This is a genomic window from Rhodanobacter sp. OK091, from assembly GCF_900142825.1.
Classification (GTDB): domain Bacteria; phylum Pseudomonadota; class Gammaproteobacteria; order Xanthomonadales; family Rhodanobacteraceae; genus Rhodanobacter.
On record NZ_FRCH01000001.1, the window covers coordinates 1947923 to 1965637 of the forward strand.

Below are 17715 nucleotides of genomic sequence, written 5' to 3' on the forward strand. Positions count from 1 at the left end.
CGCCGACCTTAGCTCTTGCCGGGCCCGCTGTGCTGCGAGTACAGCGCGTGCCAGCGACCGTCGACGTAGACGAAGATGTCGGACGAACGTACGTCGCTGGCCGCGCCCTTCGCCGGGTCGTAAAACGACAGGATCGCGGTGTCGCCGTGGATCACGACCGCCTTGCCCGACGGATGCGCCTTGATCCATGCCTCGACCTTGCGACGTTCCTCGTCGGAGCCGCGATTCTTCGCCGCGTGCGCCATGATCGCGGACTTCGGATGCACCGCGCCGTCGGTGCCGACCGAGCGGTACTCGGGCAGCAGCATGGCATCGAGCCAGGCGCTATCGCCACTAAGTTCGGCCTCCAGCCAGTGCTCATCGACAGCGATCACCGCCGCTTCGGTCCTGGCAGTTTCGTCCGGGCTGGTCTGCGTGGCGGAAGTCGCCGCGATCGCGCCCGTCGTTCCCATCGTCGTCGCGGCAAGGCACGCCAAGGCGATCCGGAAGAGATATTGCTTGCGCATGCTGCTGTCCTCGTCCGCGGCGACATTGCCGCCGATGCAGACTGCCCGGCATGGCGGCGCGCCGCACCGTTCCTGTGACGACCGACGGCGACGGCGTGACAAACGGTCGCCACGCATTCGCCAGCGGTCGCGCTGACCGGTGCGAACCCGCTCGCCATCCGCCGACACCGCTTTCGACCATCGGCACGTGCACGCGTGCCGCTCGTCACCACCGCGATGCCTGTCGTCACAAGATCGGCGACGCCACCGATGGTCCATGCCAGCCTTGCCCCACCGTCCACATCGACGCTGTTGTCCGGTTGCTCATGCAGCGGACGCGCGGCAAAGGGAGATAGACATGCGATTGCCCGCCATCTTCGTGACTCTTGCAGCCACGCTCGCGCTCGGCGGCACGACCGTTGCGGTTCGCGCCGCGCCACCGGATTCTTCGCCGGCGGCCACGATCTTCGCGCCGGACGCGATCGCCGGAACCGCCAACGATGGCGCGGCGGCGTTCACTCCGGATGGCGCGACGGTGGTCTTCATGCGCGACACCGGCAGTGGCTCGACCCTGATGGAATCGCAGCGCGAACATGGCCGCTGGTCGGTGCCGCGCGCGGCGTCGTTCTCAGGACATTGGCACGACCTCGATCCGGCGATGGCGCCCGACGGTTCGTTTCTGCTGTTTGTCTCCAACCGTCCGGCCACACCAGGCGGCCCGCCCGTCGATGCGGTCCGTGCCGGCAAGCGCCGCGCTGGACAGGGCATGAACCTGTGGCGGGTGAACCGGCAAGGCGGCGGCTGGAGCGAGCCGGTGCGTCTATCCGACACCGTCAACCTCTGCTCCCTGGTCTCCTCTCCGAGCATCGCCGCCGACGGCAGCATCTACTTCATTGGCTGTGCAGGGCCCAACGGCGACTTCAAGCTATTGCAGTCGCCGTATCGCGACGGGCATTACGCGACGCCTCATGTGGTGGCACTCGGCGAGGCGGACGCGACGGTTCGCGACCCGGCGATCGCGCCCGACGGCTCATTCATGGTCGTCAGCATCAAGCACGCGGCGCAGGAGGTGTACCGTCTCGCCATCGCGTTCCGCACGTCCGACGGCTGGACCGCGCCGCGCGATCTCGGCGACACGGTCAACAGCGGCGAGAGCATGGGAGCCCAGCTGGGGCCTGATCACCGCACGCTGTATTTCTACAGCGATCGTCGCCTGCCGGCATCGGACCCGAATGCCGCCGCGACGTGGAACAACGGTGCCGGTCATATCTGGCAGGTGTCGCTGGCGCCGTGGCTGGATGCGCGCGGATGACGGCATGCGCCGCCGCCGTCACTCTCGGCCATCTGCGTGTGCACGCTTACCGTTCGTCACCACCGCGGCGCCTGTCGTCACAAGACCGGCGACGTGACTGATCGCTCGTGCCAGCCTTGCGGCAACATCACCATCCACATCGACATCAACGCCCGGCTGCTCATGCAGCAGACGCGCGGCCAAGGGAGATAGACATGCGGAAGACAGACATGCGATTGCCGGCCATTTTCATGATTCTTGCAACCGCGGGCACGCTCGCCGGCACAACCGGTGCGGTCCGCGCCACGTCACCGGATTTCCCACCGACAGCCACGATCTTCGCGCCCGGCGCGATTGCCGGAACCGACGACGATGGCGCGGCGGCATTCACGCCGGACGGCGCGACGGTGTATTTCATGCGCGGCACCGACAGCTTCACGCTGATGGAATCGCATCGCGACGGCGGCCACTGGTCGACACCGCGGACCGCGCCATTCTCCGGGCAATGGCGCGACCTCGATCCGGCGATGGCGCCCGATGGTTCGTTCCTGCTGTTCGTCTCGAACCGGCCGGCCGCGTCGGGCGGTTCGCCCATCGACGCAGTCAGCGGGGGCAAGCGCTACGCGGGCCGCGGCATGAACCTGTGGCGGGTGAACCGGCAAGGCCATGGCTGGAGCGCGCCGGTGCGTCTGCCCGATATCGTCAACAGCAGCCCGATGACATTTGCCCCCAGCATCGCGGCCGACGGCAGCATCTACTTCATCGGCCGCAGCGGGCCGGACTCGCAGCTCCATCTGCTGCGCTCGGTTTATCGCAACGGCAGTTATCTGCCGCCCTACGCGGTGGCACTCGGTGACGCGGATGCGACGATCCGCGATCCGGCGGTCGCGCCCGACGGTTCATTCATGGTTGTCAGCATCAAGCATGAGGCGCAGCAACCTTATCGGCTGGCCATCGCGTTCCACACGCCCACCGGCTGGAGCGGGCCGCGCGATCTCGGCGACACGGTGAACGGCGGCAAGCACAGCATGGGCGCCCAGCTGGGTCCCGATCACCGTACGCTGTATTTCTACAGCGATCGCCGCCTGCCGGCATCGGACCCGAATGCCTCGGCGACATGGAACAACGGCGCCGACCATATCTGGCAGGTGTCGCTGGCCTCCTGGCTGGACGCACCATCCGCAACGGCCCCCACGGCTTCCCGCCAGCTTCAGGCGGAGCCGGCATGGGGGCTGGGCGACGATGCGTCGCCCGCGTTCACACCGGACGGCCAGACGGTGGTGTTCGCACGCGGGCTGGGACCGTCGCGGCGGATCTATCTTTCGCATCGGCAGGCAGGGCTCTGGTCGGCGCCGGAACGCGCGCCGTTTTCGGACCAGTGGATGGACCTGGAACCCGTGATGGCGCCCGATGGCTCGTATCTGATCTTCATTTCCAACCGGCCTGCCACGGCCGGCGGCAAGGCGCTGGACGGCTATTTCGGCGGCAAGCCGCAACCTGGCCGTGGCGGCAACCTGTGGCGCGTGAACCGCGAGGGCCATGGCTGGGGCACACCGATGCGGCTTCCCGATATCGTCAATACCAGCCCGGCGACCTACTCGCCGGCGGTGGCGGCGGACGGCAGCTTGTATTTCATGAAGCCCGATCCGCAGAGCCATCATCTGCGGATCTATTTCAGCCAGTTCGCCGGCGGGCAGTTCCAGCCGCCGGTACGGCTGCCTTTGCCGTCGAACGAAGACGCGACCGCCGATGTCGATCCGGCTATCGCGCCGGACAAGTCCTTCATCGTGTTCAGTTCGAATCGCGAGCCCGCTGCCGCGGACACGAACGACTTGTTCATGGCCTTCGCCACACCCGCAGGCTGGGGCCAACCGATCCACCTCGGGCCGTCGGGCGAGGAAGCACGTCTCGACCCCAACCTGTCCACGCTGTATTTCACGGCGGCGGACAAACGCATCCACCACCTGTCGATCACACCCTGGCTGATGGAACACGTTGCGGCCAGACACTGATGAAGCCGGGCGATGTTCTTGCCACCGCTTGGGATACCGACGCGGAGGCGCTGCGCTGAACCCCCGTCCACGTTCGACGTCGGCACCACTTTCGGCCTATCCGTCGGCTGCACGGCATGGGCATACTGCGCGCATGAATAGTGAGCCAGCGGCTGGCATCGCCAGCGAGAATCCTGTGCCGGACGACATCACCTCGCGGGGGTCAAAGACCTGGGGCCTGGCGTTCGGCTTCTGGACGCTGCTGGCACTGTCTTACGCGCTCGTTTCAGGGCTTTCCTCGATCAGCGAGGGACACGAGCCGGCCTGGCTGCGCGGACTGACCTGGAACCTGGCCGACTTCTACCTGTGGATGCTGCTGGTGCCGGGAATCGGCTGGCTGGGGCGGCAAGGCACCGTGCGTGGCTGGCCGCGATTTCTGGCGCTGCAGGTGCCGGCCAGCGTCGGCGTGGCGCTGGCGCAGACGCTGCTGCAACTACTGATCTTCTGGTCCGTGTGCGGGCCGGGCCGGATGCCGGTGCACTCGCTGGCTGGCTTCGTGAGCATGGAGTTCGCCTACAAATTCCAGCAAGGCCTGGTGACTTACTGGGTGATCCTGGTAGTGCTGCGCGGATTGGAATCGCGCCGCCATCTGCGCGGCGAACGGCTGCGCAACGCGCAGTTGGAAACGCAATTGGCGCAGTCCCAACTGCAGGCCCTGCGCATGCAGCTGCAGCCGCACTTCCTGTTCAACACGCTCAACGCCATCTCGGCATTGGCGTTGGCCGATCCGCTGCAGGCACGGTTGATGATCGCGCGACTCAGCGACTTCCTGCGGCTGACGCTGGAGGAGCGCCATGCGCCACAGGTACCGCTGTCGCGCGAGCTGGATTTTCTCAGCTGCTATCTCGACATCCAGCAGGTGCGTTTCCAGGACCGGCTCAGCACCGAACTGGATGTGGCTGACGACACCTTGGCCGCGGCGGTGCCCAACCTGATCCTGCAGCCGCTGGTGGAGAACGCCCTGCGCCACGGGCTGCAGGACAAGCCCGGCGCCGGCATCCTGCGCGTCTCCACGCGGCGTGACGGCGCGCAGCTGCAACTGCGCGTGGACGACGACGGTCTCGGCCTGCCGCCGCAAGGCGCGCCCGAAGGCATCGGCCTGGGCAACACGCGCTCACGCCTGCGCATGCTGTTCGGCGATTCGGCGCGGCTCGAGCTCACCCCGCTCGCCGGCGGCGGCACGCGCGCCGAAGTGCGCCTGCCCTTCATCAGATACGTCGCATGACCACGCCACGCCTGCGCACCGTACTGGTCGACGACGAGGTACTGGCGCGGCTGGCACTGCGCCAGGCGCTGGCCTCGCACGATGAAGTGGAGATCGTCGGCGAATGCGGCAACGCCGACGAAGCGATGCAGGCCTTGCGCGCGTTGCAGCCGGACCTGCTGTTCCTGGATATCCAGATGCCCGGCATGGACGGCTTCGGCCTGCTGCACGAGTTGGCGCCGGACCGCTTGCCCTTGGTGGTATTCGCCACTGCATTCGCCGAACACGCGCTGCGCGCATTCGACGCCAATGCGCTGGACTACGTGCTCAAACCGATCGACCAGGGCCGCTTCGACCAGGCGATGGCGCGGGTGAACCGGCACTGGCAGGGACTGCACGCCGTGCACGCCCATGGAGAGTCCGCAGCGCCTCCGGCCGCCGGTACCGGCTACGCGCAACGCCTCAGCATACGCAGCGGCGAACATATCCGGGTGATCGCCGTGGCGGACATCGACTGGATCCGCGCCGACGGCAACTACGTGCACATTCATGTCGGCAGCAGCCGCTTCCTGCACCGCGAGACGCTGCGCCATCTGCTGACCATGCTCGACCCCGCCCGCTTCCTGCGCATCCATCGCGGCATCGTGGTGAATGTGGAACGCGTGGCCGAAGTGCACCCACTGTTCCAGGGCAATGCGGAAGTGGTGCTGCGCGACGGCACCCGGCTGGGCTTGAGCCGCCGTTTTCGCGCTGCCGCGTGGACCGTGCTGGGACTGCACTAAGGATGCTCTGATTAACCCAGAGCATCCTTACCGTTCGACCCGGGTATTCGACCGCTGGTCACATCCGATTCCCGGTCGTCACAAAACCGCGGCGCCGAACCGACGCCGGCTTGCAGACTCGATGGCATCGTCACCGCGTCGAGGAGAACGCATGATCCGTCGCATGGTTTCGCTGCTTGCCGGCAGCTGCATCGTTCTCGGGATGTCCGCCAACGCCAGCGCCCAGGCCGCTGCACCGGCATCCCCGCAACCGCAAATCTTCGCGCCCGGTTCGATCTCCGGCCCGTCCGGCGTAGACTGCCTGACCTTCGCCCCCGACGGCGCCACCGTCTTCTTCGACCAGCAGGCCGGTTGGAACGGCTTCATCATGGAGTCGCACCGCATCGGCGACGGCTGGTCGACGCCGCGGGTCGCGCCGTTCTCCGGACAATGGCTGGATCACGATCCGGCGATGGCCCCGGACGGCTCGTTCCTGGTGTTCACGTCCAACCGGTCCGATGTCGCCGGCGGCCAGCCGCTGCACGGCGGCCACCTGTGGCGGGTCGACCGCGACGGCAGCGGCTGGGGCGCCCCGGCGCGGCTGCCCGACCTAGTGAACGACGCCCCCCACATCTACGCGCCCAGCGTGGCGGCCAATGGCGATGTGTACTACCAGCGGATGGACGAGCCCGGGCACCAGTTCCATCTTTATCGCACGGCCTACCGCAACGGCCGCTACCAGACGCCGCAGCGGCTCGCGCTGGGCGATCCGGCCGCGCATGAGCTGGACCCGGCGATCGCGCCGGACCAGTCATTCATCGTGTTCGACGCCGACTACGCCGACAAGAACAAGCCCGATCACCTGTACATCGCCTTCCGCAACGGCGATGGCTGGAGCGCGCCGATCGATCTCGGCGACGCGGTGGACCGTTACCAGCCATGGGGCTCGCACCTGGGCCCGGACGGGCGCACGTTGTACTTCACCAGTAACTACGCGACGAAGGTGGACTACCCGCGCTCGTCCACGCAGGCACGCACGGACCTCGAGCGCATGCGCGCGTGGGACAACGGCAACAACCACATCTGGAGCGTGTCGCTGGCTCCCTGGCTGGATGCGCATCACGCGATGTGATTCCGCTTCGGCCGGCGTGCCGCCACACCACTTGCCGCCCTCACTCTTCAGGAGATTTCAGTGAATTTGCGAAACCTTGCCTTGGCCGTCTGTATCGCGGCAACGTACGCCGCATCGGCGGCCACACCAGCGACGACCGGCGGCGAACTGGTCGGCCCCGGCGTCATCTCCACCGGCTCGCAGGAAACCTCGGCCACGCTGACACCGGACGGCCAGACGCTGTATTTCATGCGCTCGGATTTTTCCGAGTCGGACGACACCATCATGGTCTCCCGGCGCAGCGGCGATCACTGGTCGACGGCGCAGGTAGCCGCGTTCTCCGGCCAGTGGCACGACTCCGAGCCTGCGCTGTCGCCTGACGGCAAGCGCCTTTACTTCGTCTCCAATCGTCCGCCGCACCCAGGCGACGCGCCGGTGGTGGCGCAGATGGGGGGACAGAAATTCGCCGGCACCAATCTCTGGTATGTGGCGCAGCAGCCCAACGGTGCATGGCGACCGCCGGTGCACGTCGACGGTGCGCTCAACGACGGCGCGATGATCTACAACCCGTCGGTGGCGGCCAACGGCGACATCTATTTCTCCGCGCATCGCGCCGATTCGGGCAAGGCCTACCAGATCTACATGGCGCATCCGCAGGATGGCGGCTACGCGGCGCCGGTCCGGGTCGAGCTGGGCGACCTCGAGCACAGCCGCATGGATCCGGCGGTGGATCCGCAAGGACGCTTCCTGATCTACGCCGGCAACGAAGGTGACTCGCTGGGCAGCGCCGACATCTACATCGCCTTCCGTCAGGCTGACGGGCGCTGGGGCAAACCGCTGCACCTGGGCGACGACGTCAACAGCCCCGCGCTGGAAAACGCACCATCGCTGGGGCCCGGGTTTGGCGAACTGTACGTATCAAGTACACGCCACGATGAAATGCATTTCCCGAAGCCACGCGACAACGCGGCCACGCTGCAACAGCGCCTGCAGTCGCCACTCAACGGTTCGCGCAATTTGTGGCGCTTCGACATCACCGACGTGCTGCGCGCGCACGGCATCGCGCGCTGAATATCCATCCCACCTGATTCGATGGACCGCCGTCGACAACCAACACTCCGTGGAAACCATGATGAACCCCCACCTCCGTGCTGTCGGTAATCTCGCCTTTTGCGCTTCGATTTTTTGCCTGGGCATCTCATTGGCCCGCGCTGAGCCCGTCGAAGCATTTCTGCACCCCGATCTCAAGGTGGGCGAGCGCTTGTCCGATGTGTTCTCCAAGACCGTCTCGATAAAGGGCGTGGGGTTCAAGGAAAAGGTCGATCTCATCAGCGGCACCGCCGACTACACGGTGACCGGCGTCACGTCGAAGGCGATCGTCTTCGACGAAGACGATCGCTACGACGGGCATCCGTCCAGCGGGCCAGTGCACAACAGCGAGATCCTTCGCGATGGCATCACCAACTGCTATGCGGGCAATTGCCGCATCAACGACCAAACCAGCGGAGTGGTCTTCAATCCCTTGCTGTGGGGCAAGGCGCCGGACCAACTCCGCGCTGGAATGACCTGGGACGTCGCCATCCCCAGGCCTTGGGAAATCGGCCCAGCCGGAACCGAACAGGTACGCGTGCTGCGCGTCGACCCGCGCAACGAGGTCGTCACGCTGTCCCGTACCGGCAACGGCGCCGGCCTGTCGTCCGACGATCAGTCCCGCGAGAAAAGTGGAAAGCCGATGCGGATCACCACCACGGCCGGAAAGACAATCGAGGTGTCGGTGATCCCGGGCACCGCCACATGGAACGGCTACACGACCATTCGCAGAGGTGTCATTGTCAGCGACACGATCATGGTGCGGCGGCACGTGACGCTCGTATCCAGAAGCGGCGACACATTCGAAGGCGAGCAGCGCTCCTATACCTTGCTCAACCTGTTGCCGGATGCCATCTGACGGACGTAACGCCGACTATCCTCAGCGCTGCACGATCACCGCGAACCAGTGCCAGCTGCGCACGCGCTGGGCGATCAGCTTGGTGCAGGTCAGCATCGGCACCGCCAGCAGCGCGCCGGGGATGCCCCAAAGCCAGCCCCATACCAGCAGCCACAGCAGAATCGCGATCGGGCTCAACCGCATGCTGGCGCCCTGGATCATCGGCGTGATCAGGTTGCCTTCCACCGCAACGATGCCGGCGAATGTCAGCACCGGCAGAAACACATTGAGGCTCGCATCGCTCGCATACAGCATGCACACCACCGCCAGCAGCGTGGTGGTGACGATCGCGCCGACGTACGGAATGAAGTTGGCGAACATCGCCACCGCGCCCCACAGCAAGGGATCCGGCACCTTGTACAGCCATAGCATGCCCGCCGTGAGTGCGCCCAGGCTGGCATTGATCAGCAGCGCGGTGAGCAGGTAGCGCGACACCTCGGTCTGGATGCCGCGCACGATCGTCACCGCGTGCCGCTTGTAGGCAAAGCCGGGCGTGATCTCCACCAATCGGCGCAGCATGGTGTCACCGTAGATCAAGAAGAAGAACACCAGCAGCATCACGCTGAGCACCGCGGCCAGCACTTTCGGCGTGGTCGAGACAACGTCCCAGGCACTGATCGACATCGGCGCCGGTTGGCCGGTTGTCGAGGCACGGACGGAATTGCTGCCGCTGACCAGAGTCTGGGTGGCGCGATTCGCCGCCTCCAATGGCTGAGTGAGGCTCCTGAGTTTCGGCACAAAACTCCTGATGGCCGCCGGTGCGCCATGAAACCAGCCGATCGCCGGCTGCGCCAGCAACCCGACACCGCTGCCGATACCGACGATCAGGCCAATCATCAGCACACTGGCGGTCAACCAGCGCGGCAGGTGAAAACGTGCGCCGGCGGCGACGATGGGATTCAGCGCCAGCCCCAGGAAAGCCGCCAGCACCAGCGGAATCAGCAGCGCCTTGGTCAATGTGATGGTGTACATCAGCGCCAGAAACAGCATGACGTTCAACAGTAGGCGAATCGCCCGCAGATGCCGGCGCATCCCGCGTGTCGTCTGCAACCCGCGTGCCAGCGGTCGCGGCGGATAGCCCGGCGCGACCTCGCCGCTAGGGGTCGGCGGCCCCACGCTGTCGTCACCAACGACATCAGCGGATGGCGGGAACCGTTCCGGCTCGCTCATGAGCGTTCGCCATCTTCCGCATCGGCTGCGTGGGCGTCCCGTCCGGCGCCGGCGAGACCCGCCGCGCCCAGCTCGGCGATCAAGCGCGTGCCGAAGGCCACCGCGTCGGCCAATCCACCACTGAGCAGAGGACCCATGCCCGGCACCCGCAACGGATGCACGTTGAGGCTGCCCAGCACAAAACCGGCGCCGGCCGCCGCCCCCACGGTCGTCAACGGATACGCATGCCCGCGCGCCAGCAGCGCTGCCGCGGGCGTGCTCAGCGCCTGCCGCGCCGCACTCATGCGCAGTTGCGCGGCCTGCACCTTTGCGAACTGATCGAAAACGCTCACGGCCGACCCTCCTCCTCGTTGTCCTGCCTGCTTTCCGCCGCGACCTCGGCCTCGGCCTTGCGCAAGGTGTCGCGCATCATCGCATTCCATTCGCTGCGCGTGACCGGCAAGCTCATCCAGTGCATGCAGCGGCGAAACAGCAGGATCGAGCCGGACAGGAACAACACCTGCAGCACAGCCAGCGTCAGCAACGACCAGATCCACGAACCGAACCAGGCCGCCAGCACCACGCCGAGCAGGCCCAGTACGGTCAGCCCTAGACCCACACCGGCCACCGTCGCGGCCAGAGCCGCCAGCAGCATCCATGACACCGCGCTGCGCGCCAGCCCCAGTTCCGCCGCCAATAGATGCAGCTGCGCACCGAACAGGCGCTTGACCGCGCGACCGAGCTGACCGATCTCGGCCAGCAGCCCAGACGACGACGGCGCCGGATCCGGCGCCGTCGCTTCGCGGGGTGATTCACCCTCGTCGTGCATTCCCTGCTCCGCCGTCGTGTGGCTCAACGTCGCAGAATGCGGCCGAGCAACCAGCCGGCGCCCAGCGCGATCGCAACCGACTGCACCGGCTTCTCGCGCACGTAATCGCGCGCCTGTTCCAGCCAGGCATCCGCGCGGTCCATCGTCTGGTCGTAGGCCTCGCGGCCGCGCTCGCTGATTTCGGCGGCCTTGTCGGTCGCGCGGTTGGCGGCGTCGGCCGCTTTGTCGGTGGCGCGATGCAGGCCTTCTTCGACCTGGTCGGCGGCACGCTCCACCGTTTCCTTGGTGCTGGCCACGGCATGCGAGGTGGCCTGCTTGATCCGTTCGGCACGCTCGTCGATGCGGCTGGCGGCGGTCGGCTCTGGGTTCTCTACCTGCTTGTTCATTGCTTGCTCCGGAAAGGAATCACTATGGCGCAATCGGCTTCAGCATACGACCATCAACTGGCGCGGCGGAAAAACGCGATGATCGCCAGGATCAGAAAGATGATGAACAGGATCTTGGCGATGCCGGCGGCGGCGCCGGCGATGCCGCCAAAACCCAGTACGGCGGCAATAATGGCGATGACCAGAAAAACCAGGGCGTAATGGAGCATCGGGGCATCCTCTTTGTCATGAAGGGCAACCGCGGTCGGGGATCCGCGTACCGCCATTCACCCATAGCCCACGCCATGCGAGCGTGAAGAGAGCCGGCGCCGCCATGCACGCCAAGCCGACGTTTGCTCAGCCCGATACCGCCGGATTGAGGCTGTAGGTGCCGATCAACTCAGCCTCGTCCAGCACGTGGCCGACCATTGCCGCGCGCAGTTCGATCAGCGAAAAGCCCTTGACCAATCGCAGCGATGCCACGTCGAGCGCATACAGCTTGAAGTGATAATGATGCAGCAGCGAGTCGTTCCATGGCGGACACGGTCCGTCGTAGCCGAGATATTCGCCATCCATCTCGGGATCGCCCGCAAACCAGCCGGTGTAATCGTTCACACCTTGCACACTGCCCGGCGGCCCGAACGGCTCACGCTTGCCGCGAGGGGTGATTTCGTCGCTGCAGGCGCCGGCGGCCAGCTCGCCGCATTCGGCCGGGATATTCGCCATCAGCCAATGCACGAAATCCACCCGCGGCAGGTCCGCCGGCACCGTGCGGCCCTCCTTGTTCACGTCGTCGCCGCTGCTGGGCACGTCGGGGTCGACGCAGGTGAGCACGAACGAACGCGTGGCCGACGGCGCGTCCTTCCACGCCAAGTGCGGACTGCGGTTGTCCGACAGCGCGAACGGCTGCGCCTGCTTGCCGAAGGCGAACTCGGCGGGAATCGGCCGACCGTTTTCGAAATTGTCGCTGCGTAGTTGCATGACCATCTCCGTCTAACTTCAAATCTCGTCATTCCTGCGAAGGCAGGAATCGCATTTCAACAGCGTCACTGACCACTCGGTTACAGAATAGTTGGATACAGATCGCCCCATTCGGGGTTCTCACTTTCGATCAGTCGTATCTTCCAGGCACGCTTCCAACCTTTGAGCGACTTCTCGCGCAGGATCGCCGACTCCATCATCGGGTGAAGCTCGTACCACACCAACGTATGCACGCCGTAGCGGTTGGTAAAGCCCTCCACCACATCGTTCTTGTGCTGCCAGATGCGTTTGGCCAAGTCGCTGGTAACACCAACGTAGAGAACACCGTTCTTCTTGCTTGCCAGTATGTAGACGCAGGGTTGTCGCCTGTCCATGGCATTGACTCTCGTGGGGAAAAGCGATTCCGGCCTTCGCCGGAATGACGAAAAAAAGGCAGACCCCGCGAATATCATCCCACGGTCGTCATTCCGGCGAAGGCCGGAATCGCTTCACAACAGCGAAGCTGGTCATCGCACTTCGCAGCAACACAGGAATGACACGGTCAGACTCATGGCTTGTACGTCACGCGATACACCGCCCCCGCAAGATCATCACTCACCAGCACACTGCCATCCGGCAGCGGCTGTACGTCGGCCGGGCGGCCCCAGGCGCTTTCGTCCTGCTCGAAGCCGGTGACCAGCGGTTCGTACGACAGCACCTTGCTGCCGGCCAAGCGTACCGTCATCACCCGATAGCCGGATTTCTTGGTGCGGTTCCATGAGCCGTGCTCGGCGACAATGATCGCGCCCTTGTAGCTGGGCGGAAACTGTTTGCCCTCGTAGAAGCGCATGCCCAGCGAGGCCACGTGCGCGCCCAGCTTCAGCACCGGCGGCACGTAGTCCTTGCAGCTCTTGCCCTTGCCGAATTCGGGATCGAGCGTGTCGCCCTGATGGCAGTACGGATAACCGAAGTGCTCGCCCGGGCGGGTGATCTCGTTCAATTCGTCGCTGGGCATGTCGTCGCCCATCAGGTCGCGGCCGTTGTCGGTGAACCACAAGTGCCGCGTACCTGGCTGCCAGTCGAAACCGACGGTGTTGCGGATGCCGCGCGCCACGTCTTCCATGCCGGAGCCGTCTGCATTCATGCGGGTCAGCTTGCCATGGGCCGGGGCCGGATCGCAGATATTGCACGGCGCGCCAATCGGCACGTAAAGCTTGCCGTCCGGACCGAATGCGATGAACTTCCAGCCGTGATGGGTTTCGCTGGGAAGCTTGTCGGTGACCACGACGGGTTTCGGGGGATTATCCAGATGCTGCTCGATATCGCGCAGCACATAGATCCGGCTCACCGCGGACACGTACAAGTCGCCGTTCTTGAACGCCACGCCTACCGGCAGCTCCAGCCCGCTGGCGATCACGCGAACCTTGTCGGCATGGCCATCGCCCTTCGTGTCGGTCAGCGCATAGACCTTGCCGGCGTCGTTGGAACCGACGAATACGGTGCCCTTCGCACCCAGCGCGATCTCCCGCGCGTTCGGCACTTGATCGGAATACACCGCGATATGGAAACCCTTTGGCAGGCTCAGCTTGTCCAGTTGCGACGCAGCCAGCACCGGCAGCGACGAAACAGCCAGCAACAACGACAGCAGCAAGCGCATGGCGACACTCCTCGACGTGGGGAACGTCCAGCGTATATCCGCGAACGTGAAGCGGGAAGCACGACCGCTCTGCTAACGTAGCGTCCTTCGCAAGGGGACGATATGAGCGAGTTGGACGACCTCACCACGCTGGTGCGCGCAGCCACGCCGCTGCTGGTGATCGAGACGGTGGACGAGCAACGCGTGATCGAGTGCTTCCGCCATGTGATCGCGCAATCGCTGCATCCACTGTGGCGCTGGACGCTGACAGACGGGCTGAGCCGCCTCGACTTTGCGCAGCTCGATGGCGAGATCGCGCCGGACGCCACCGCCACGCTGGACGCGATCCGCGCGCAGGGCGAGCGTGGCATCTACCTGATGTTCGATTTCCACGGCCTGCTGCGCTATGCGATGAGCCTGCGCCAGATACGCGAGATCGTGCAGCGGCAACGCTCGGCCGCGCACACCATCGTACTGGTCGGTGCCAGGATCGAGTTGCCCGAGGAACTCGAAGCACTGGCTCTGCGTGTGCCGCTGTCGCTGCCCGACATCAAGGAACTGGCCGGCATCATGCGCGGCGAAGCGGCGGCTTGGCAGCGCGAGCAGGGCCGCAAGATCGAAGTGGACAACGACGCTGCGCGCACCATCGTGCGCAACCTGCTCGGCCTGTCCGCGCCGGATGCGCGGCGCATCGTGCGCAAGCTGATCTACAACGACGGTGCGCTCGGCCCGCAGGATCTGCCCGAGCTGATGCAGTCGAAGTTCGATCTGCTCAACCGCTCCGGTTTGCTGCACTACGAATACGCCACCGCCAGCTTTGCCGACGTCGCCGGCGTCAGCCGCGTGCGCGAATGGGTGCAGCGCCGACGCGCGGTGTTCCTCGATCCGTCCGCCACGCCGACGCTCGATCCGCCCAAGGGCGTGCTGTTGCTCGGTGTGCAGGGCTGCGGCAAGAGCCTCGCCGCGAAAGCGATCGCCGGCGGCTTCGGTGTGCCGCTGGTGCGGCTGGACTTCGGCACGCTGTACAACAAATACCAGGGCGAGACCGAGAAGAACCTGCGCGACGCGCTGGGCAGCACCGAACTGCTGGCGCCTTGCGTGCTGTGGATCGATGAGATCGAGAAAGGCCTCGCCGGCGGCGGGGATGACGGCGGCGTGTCGCGCCGCGTACTCGGTTATCTGCTGACCTGGATGGCCGAACGCAAGGCCAAGGTGTTCGTCGTCGCCACCGCCAACGCGGTGCAGGAGCTGCCCGCCGAACTGCTGCGCAAGGGTCGCTTCGACGAAATTTTCTTCGTCGACCTGCCGCAGGCCTCGGTGCGCAGCGAGATCTTCGCGATGCACCTCACCCGCCGCAAGCTCGACCTCGCCGGCTTCGACCTGCCCGCGCTCGCCGTTGCCAGCGACGGTTTCTCCGGCGCCGAGATCGAGCAGACCATCGTCAGCTCACTCTACGATGCGGCCGGCAGCGGCGCGCCGCCGGATCAGGCAACCCTGTTCAATGCGCTGAAGCAGACGCGGCCGTTATCGGTATTGATGCACGAGCAGGTGGAGGCGCTGCGAGCGTGGGCCCAGGGGCGATGCGTGGCAGCGGATTGAGCGATCTCAAGCCGCGCTGCGCAACGCTAATACGGTTCTGACCCAGCACCCTGTTTCGGCGTAGTCTTGAACGCCCATCGCCAGGAGGGTCGAATCATGTTTCGTCGCACCTGCAAGCTGCTTATCCCGCTGATCGTGACATTGCTGCTCCCCGCCGCCAGCGCTGCCGCCACGCCCGACAGCACGACGACGGCACTGCAACAAGCGGTGAATGGGCCATGGCGCTCACCTGCCAACCGGGCGCGCGATCAGTACCGCCATCCGCTCGAAACCCTGCAATTCTTCGGCATCAAGCCGGACATGACCGTGATCGAATTGTCGCCCGGCGGCGGCTGGTACACCGAGATCCTCGCGCCCTTCCTTTACGCGCATGGCCACCTGATCGAAGCCGCGCCAACGACGGCAGCCAAATTCACCGCCAAGCTCAAGGCCGACCCGACGGTGTACGGGCACATCGCCAAGGTCGTCCCGTTCGCACCTCCGTATCAGGTCAACCTCGGCGCCGACAACTCGGCCGACATGGTGCTCACCTTCCGCAACACACATGACTGGCTCAATCACAGCCCGGCCACTCTCGATGCGGTGTTTCAGGCCGCGTTCCACGTGCTCAAATCCGGCGGCGTGTTCGGCATCACCGAACATCGCGCCAAACCGTTCGCCGACGCCGTGGACAGCGCCAAGGCCTTGCACCGCCTGCCCGAGGATTACCTGATCGCGCTCGGGCTCAAGACGGGCTTCCGCGTGGCCGGCGTGTCGGAGATCAATGCCAACCCCACCGATCCGGAAGACATCAACGTGCACCGCCTGCCGCCGGATCTGGCCGGACCGGACAGCGAACACGCGAAGATGAAGACCATCGGCGAGTCGGATCGGATGACGTTGAGGTTTGTGAAGCCGTAGGAGGCTGGCTCTCCGCATGTTCCTGAGCTGGCGATACTTAGTTCTCATCCACCACAGAGCTGCCCATTCTTGCTGTCGGATCAAACCATGCATGAACTGCCACCCTTCCACCTAGCCTTCCCGGTGACCTCGCTGAGCAACGCCCGCGCGTTCTACGGTGACCTGCTCGGCTGCCCGGAGGGCCGTTCCAGCGACAGCTGGGTGGACTTCGATTTCCATGGCCACCAGATCGTGGCCCACCTGGCGCCAGAGGAAACACGTACGATGCCTGCGCACGACGTCGATGGCGACGACGTGCCGGTGCGCCACTTCGGCGTGGTGCTTTCGATGGATGCATGGCAGGCGCTGGCCGAGCGGCTGCAGACAGCCGGCATCCGGTTCGTGGTGGAACCGCACATCCGCTTCAAAGGCCATCCGGGCGAGCAGGCCACGATGTTCCTGCTCGATCCCTGTGGCAATGCGCTGGAGTTCAAGGCGTTCGCGGATCGCGCGCGGTTGTTCGCGAAGTAGCGCGGCGGGAGCGATAACGATGGAAGCGGAAGACCTGCCCAAGCTGGTGAGCGTGCGCATGCCATACGGCAAGTATCAGGGATGGCTGATCGCGGACCTGCCTGGCGCATATCTCGCGTGGTTCGCGCGCAAGGGATTTCCGAAGGGCGAGCTGGGCCGGCTGCTGGCGCTGATGCTGGAACTGGACCACAACGGCTTGTCGTCGCTGCTCGATCCGCTGCGCAAGCGCTGACACGGCCACGCGTCGCTACACTGGCGCCCGATGAATACCCATCCGTCTCCGTTCCATGACATCGCCACCGCACTGACCAACGAAGGCTGGTGCGTGGTGGCGGACTTTCTTTCGTCCGCGCGGACACAAGCGCTCGCCGACGAGTGTCGCGCCATGCGCGCGGCGCACCAGCTGACGCCTGCCAGAGTCGGCGCCTTGCGTACGGCCACGCCATTGCGGGGCGACAGCACGCACTGGTTCCAGGCCGATGCGTTGAGCGCGCCGCAGCAGGTGTTCACCGATCGCATCGACGCGCTTCGGATGGTGCTCAATCGCGAGCTGATGCTGGGGCTGGTCGAATGCGAATCGCACTACGCCGTGTATCCGCCCGGTGCCGGCTACTCGCGTCATCTGGATCGCTTGCGCGACAGCGATGCCCGGGTGGTGTCGGCCGTGTTCTATCTCAACGAGGCATGGCAGACGGCCGACGGAGGCGCGTTGCGGCTTTATCTGGCCGATGGTTCTTCGCGCGACGTCTTTCCGCACGCCGGAACCTTGCTGCTGTTTCTCTCGGCGCAGTTCGAACACGAGGTGCTGCCGGCCACGCGTGAGCGCATGAGCATCGCGTGCTGGATGCGGCAGCGCACGCCAGGCTCGATGTTCTGA

The 17715-nt window shown here is 65.5% G+C and carries 21 protein-coding genes; 12 read left to right on the forward strand and 9 right to left on the reverse strand.

What is annotated here, in order from left to right:
• Positions 1–8: 8 nt before the first annotated feature.
• Positions 9–764, reverse strand: coding sequence for a nuclear transport factor 2 family protein (locus BUA26_RS08735; protein ID WP_255368215.1), 756 nt, complete (start codon positions 762–764; stop codon positions 9–11).
• A 79-nt stretch (positions 765–843) separates the two neighbouring features.
• On the opposite strand from BUA26_RS08735, the gene BUA26_RS08740 reads away from it, so the two are divergent.
• The 7 genes from BUA26_RS08740 to BUA26_RS08770 all read left to right on the forward strand — a co-directional run bounded on the left by BUA26_RS08740 (position 844) and on the right by BUA26_RS08770 (position 8851).
• Positions 844–1797 carry a TolB family protein gene (locus BUA26_RS08740; RefSeq protein ID WP_072759591.1) on the forward strand — a complete coding sequence of 318 codons (954 nt, stop codon included), beginning with the start codon at positions 844–846 and terminating at the stop codon, positions 1795–1797.
• A gap of 194 nt (positions 1798–1991) precedes the next feature.
• Complete coding sequence (locus BUA26_RS08745; RefSeq protein WP_143154211.1) at positions 1992–3788, forward strand: TolB family protein; 1797 nt, start codon at positions 1992–1994, stop codon at positions 3786–3788.
• Between the two features lie 133 nt (positions 3789–3921).
• The gene (locus tag BUA26_RS08750) at positions 3922–5052 is read left to right on the forward strand and encodes a sensor histidine kinase (protein ID WP_083572932.1); all 1131 of its coding nucleotides are present in this window, start codon (positions 3922–3924) and stop codon (positions 5050–5052) included.
• Positions 5049–5813 carry a LytR/AlgR family response regulator transcription factor gene (locus BUA26_RS08755; protein ID WP_072759595.1) on the forward strand — a complete coding sequence of 255 codons (765 nt, stop codon included), beginning with the start codon at positions 5049–5051 and terminating at the stop codon, positions 5811–5813. The genes BUA26_RS08750 and BUA26_RS08755 overlap by 4 nt, the downstream gene beginning before the upstream one ends.
• Positions 5814–5964: 151 nt before the next feature.
• Positions 5965–6924, forward strand: coding sequence for a TolB-like translocation protein (locus BUA26_RS08760; RefSeq protein WP_072759597.1), 960 nt, complete (start codon positions 5965–5967; stop codon positions 6922–6924).
• A 60-nt stretch (positions 6925–6984) separates the two neighbouring features.
• A complete protein-coding gene (locus BUA26_RS08765) occupies positions 6985–7974 on the forward strand; it encodes a TolB family protein (RefSeq protein ID WP_072759599.1) in 990 nt (329 codons plus the stop codon).
• Between the two features lie 61 nt (positions 7975–8035).
• Positions 8036–8851, forward strand: a complete 816-nt coding sequence (locus BUA26_RS08770; RefSeq protein ID WP_143154212.1) for a hypothetical protein — start codon at positions 8036–8038, stop codon at positions 8849–8851.
• A 21-nt stretch (positions 8852–8872) separates the two neighbouring features.
• On the opposite strand, the gene BUA26_RS08775 is transcribed toward BUA26_RS08770, so the two are convergent.
• The 8 genes from BUA26_RS08775 to BUA26_RS08810 form a co-directional block, all read right to left on the reverse strand.
• On the reverse strand, positions 8873–9922 hold the full coding sequence (locus tag BUA26_RS08775; RefSeq protein WP_255368248.1) for an AI-2E family transporter: 1050 nt from the start codon (positions 9920–9922) through the stop codon (positions 8873–8875).
• Positions 9923–10056: 134 nt separating this feature from the next.
• On the reverse strand, positions 10057–10392 hold the full coding sequence (locus tag BUA26_RS08780; protein WP_072759603.1) for a hypothetical protein: 336 nt from the start codon (positions 10390–10392) through the stop codon (positions 10057–10059).
• The gene (locus BUA26_RS08785; RefSeq protein ID WP_072759616.1) at positions 10389–10868 is read right to left on the reverse strand and encodes a hypothetical protein; all 480 of its coding nucleotides are present in this window, start codon (positions 10866–10868) and stop codon (positions 10389–10391) included. The genes BUA26_RS08780 and BUA26_RS08785 overlap by 4 nt, the downstream gene beginning before the upstream one ends.
• 23 nt (positions 10869–10891) lie before the next feature.
• Positions 10892–11254, reverse strand: a complete 363-nt coding sequence (locus tag BUA26_RS08790; protein ID WP_072759617.1) for an ElaB/YgaM/YqjD family protein — start codon at positions 11252–11254, stop codon at positions 10892–10894.
• Positions 11255–11307: 53 nt separating this feature from the next.
• Positions 11308–11463, reverse strand: coding sequence for a DUF1328 family protein (locus tag BUA26_RS08795; RefSeq protein WP_008439533.1), 156 nt, complete (start codon positions 11461–11463; stop codon positions 11308–11310).
• Positions 11464–11590: 127 nt separating this feature from the next.
• The gene (locus tag BUA26_RS08800; RefSeq protein ID WP_072760210.1) at positions 11591–12214 is read right to left on the reverse strand and encodes a YbhB/YbcL family Raf kinase inhibitor-like protein; all 624 of its coding nucleotides are present in this window, start codon (positions 12212–12214) and stop codon (positions 11591–11593) included.
• Positions 12215–12294: 80 nt separating this feature from the next.
• Entirely contained in the window at positions 12295–12588 is a 294-nt protein-coding gene (locus BUA26_RS08805) for a GIY-YIG nuclease family protein (protein WP_072759618.1), read from the reverse strand.
• A 173-nt stretch (positions 12589–12761) separates the two neighbouring features.
• Positions 12762–13850: a PQQ-dependent sugar dehydrogenase gene (locus tag BUA26_RS08810; protein ID WP_072759619.1), complete on the reverse strand. Its 1089-nt coding sequence runs from the start codon at positions 13848–13850 to the stop codon at positions 12762–12764.
• A 102-nt stretch (positions 13851–13952) separates the two neighbouring features.
• On the opposite strand from BUA26_RS08810, the gene BUA26_RS08815 reads away from it, so the two are divergent.
• The 5 genes from BUA26_RS08815 (at position 13953) to BUA26_RS08835 (ending at position 17715) form a co-directional block, all read left to right on the forward strand.
• Positions 13953–15428 carry an AAA family ATPase gene (locus BUA26_RS08815; RefSeq protein ID WP_072759620.1) on the forward strand — a complete coding sequence of 492 codons (1476 nt, stop codon included), beginning with the start codon at positions 13953–13955 and terminating at the stop codon, positions 15426–15428.
• A 96-nt stretch (positions 15429–15524) separates the two neighbouring features.
• Positions 15525–16328 carry a class I SAM-dependent methyltransferase gene (locus BUA26_RS08820; protein ID WP_072759621.1) on the forward strand — a complete coding sequence of 268 codons (804 nt, stop codon included), beginning with the start codon at positions 15525–15527 and terminating at the stop codon, positions 16326–16328.
• An 87-nt stretch (positions 16329–16415) separates the two neighbouring features.
• Complete coding sequence (locus tag BUA26_RS08825) at positions 16416–16838, forward strand: VOC family protein (protein ID WP_072760211.1); 423 nt, start codon at positions 16416–16418, stop codon at positions 16836–16838.
• A gap of 19 nt (positions 16839–16857) precedes the next feature.
• Positions 16858–17070: a DUF3820 family protein gene (locus tag BUA26_RS08830; protein WP_072759622.1), complete on the forward strand. Its 213-nt coding sequence runs from the start codon at positions 16858–16860 to the stop codon at positions 17068–17070.
• Positions 17071–17100: 30 nt separating this feature from the next.
• Positions 17101–17715, forward strand: coding sequence for a 2OG-Fe(II) oxygenase (locus BUA26_RS08835; RefSeq protein ID WP_072759623.1), 615 nt, complete (start codon positions 17101–17103; stop codon positions 17713–17715).

What these genes read in the sequence shown, in the direction of transcription:
- BUA26_RS08735 (WP_255368215.1), bottom strand. Translation starts at nt 764, where the DNA reads ATGGACCATCGGTGGCGTCGCCGATCTTGTGACGACAGGCATCGCGGT.
- BUA26_RS08740 (WP_072759591.1), top strand. Translation starts at nt 844, where the DNA reads ATGCGATTGCCCGCCATCTTCGTGACTCTTGCAGCCACGCTCGCGCTC.
- BUA26_RS08745 (WP_143154211.1), top strand. Translation starts at nt 1,992, where the DNA reads ATGCGGAAGACAGACATGCGATTGCCGGCCATTTTCATGATTCTTGCA.
- BUA26_RS08750 (WP_083572932.1), top strand. Translation starts at nt 3,922, where the DNA reads ATGAATAGTGAGCCAGCGGCTGGCATCGCCAGCGAGAATCCTGTGCCG.
- BUA26_RS08755 (WP_072759595.1), top strand. Translation starts at nt 5,049, where the DNA reads ATGACCACGCCACGCCTGCGCACCGTACTGGTCGACGACGAGGTACTG.
- BUA26_RS08760 (WP_072759597.1), top strand. Translation starts at nt 5,965, where the DNA reads ATGATCCGTCGCATGGTTTCGCTGCTTGCCGGCAGCTGCATCGTTCTC.
- BUA26_RS08770 (WP_143154212.1), top strand. Translation starts at nt 8,036, where the DNA reads ATGAACCCCCACCTCCGTGCTGTCGGTAATCTCGCCTTTTGCGCTTCG.
- BUA26_RS08775 (WP_255368248.1), bottom strand. Translation starts at nt 9,922, where the DNA reads ATGCGCCGGCATCTGCGGGCGATTCGCCTACTGTTGAACGTCATGCTG.
- BUA26_RS08785 (WP_072759616.1), bottom strand. Translation starts at nt 10,868, where the DNA reads ATGCACGACGAGGGTGAATCACCCCGCGAAGCGACGGCGCCGGATCCG.
- BUA26_RS08790 (WP_072759617.1), bottom strand. Translation starts at nt 11,254, where the DNA reads ATGAACAAGCAGGTAGAGAACCCAGAGCCGACCGCCGCCAGCCGCATC.
- BUA26_RS08795 (WP_008439533.1), bottom strand. Translation starts at nt 11,463, where the DNA reads ATGCTCCATTACGCCCTGGTTTTTCTGGTCATCGCCATTATTGCCGCC.
- BUA26_RS08800 (WP_072760210.1), bottom strand. Translation starts at nt 12,214, where the DNA reads ATGCAACTACGCAGCGACAATTTCGAAAACGGTCGGCCGATTCCCGCC.
- BUA26_RS08805 (WP_072759618.1), bottom strand. Translation starts at nt 12,588, where the DNA reads ATGGACAGGCGACAACCCTGCGTCTACATACTGGCAAGCAAGAAGAAC.
- BUA26_RS08810 (WP_072759619.1), bottom strand. Translation starts at nt 13,850, where the DNA reads ATGCGCTTGCTGCTGTCGTTGTTGCTGGCTGTTTCGTCGCTGCCGGTG.
- BUA26_RS08815 (WP_072759620.1), top strand. Translation starts at nt 13,953, where the DNA reads ATGAGCGAGTTGGACGACCTCACCACGCTGGTGCGCGCAGCCACGCCG.
- BUA26_RS08820 (WP_072759621.1), top strand. Translation starts at nt 15,525, where the DNA reads ATGTTTCGTCGCACCTGCAAGCTGCTTATCCCGCTGATCGTGACATTG.
- BUA26_RS08825 (WP_072760211.1), top strand. Translation starts at nt 16,416, where the DNA reads ATGCATGAACTGCCACCCTTCCACCTAGCCTTCCCGGTGACCTCGCTG.
- BUA26_RS08830 (WP_072759622.1), top strand. Translation starts at nt 16,858, where the DNA reads ATGGAAGCGGAAGACCTGCCCAAGCTGGTGAGCGTGCGCATGCCATAC.
- BUA26_RS08835 (WP_072759623.1), top strand. Translation starts at nt 17,101, where the DNA reads ATGAATACCCATCCGTCTCCGTTCCATGACATCGCCACCGCACTGACC.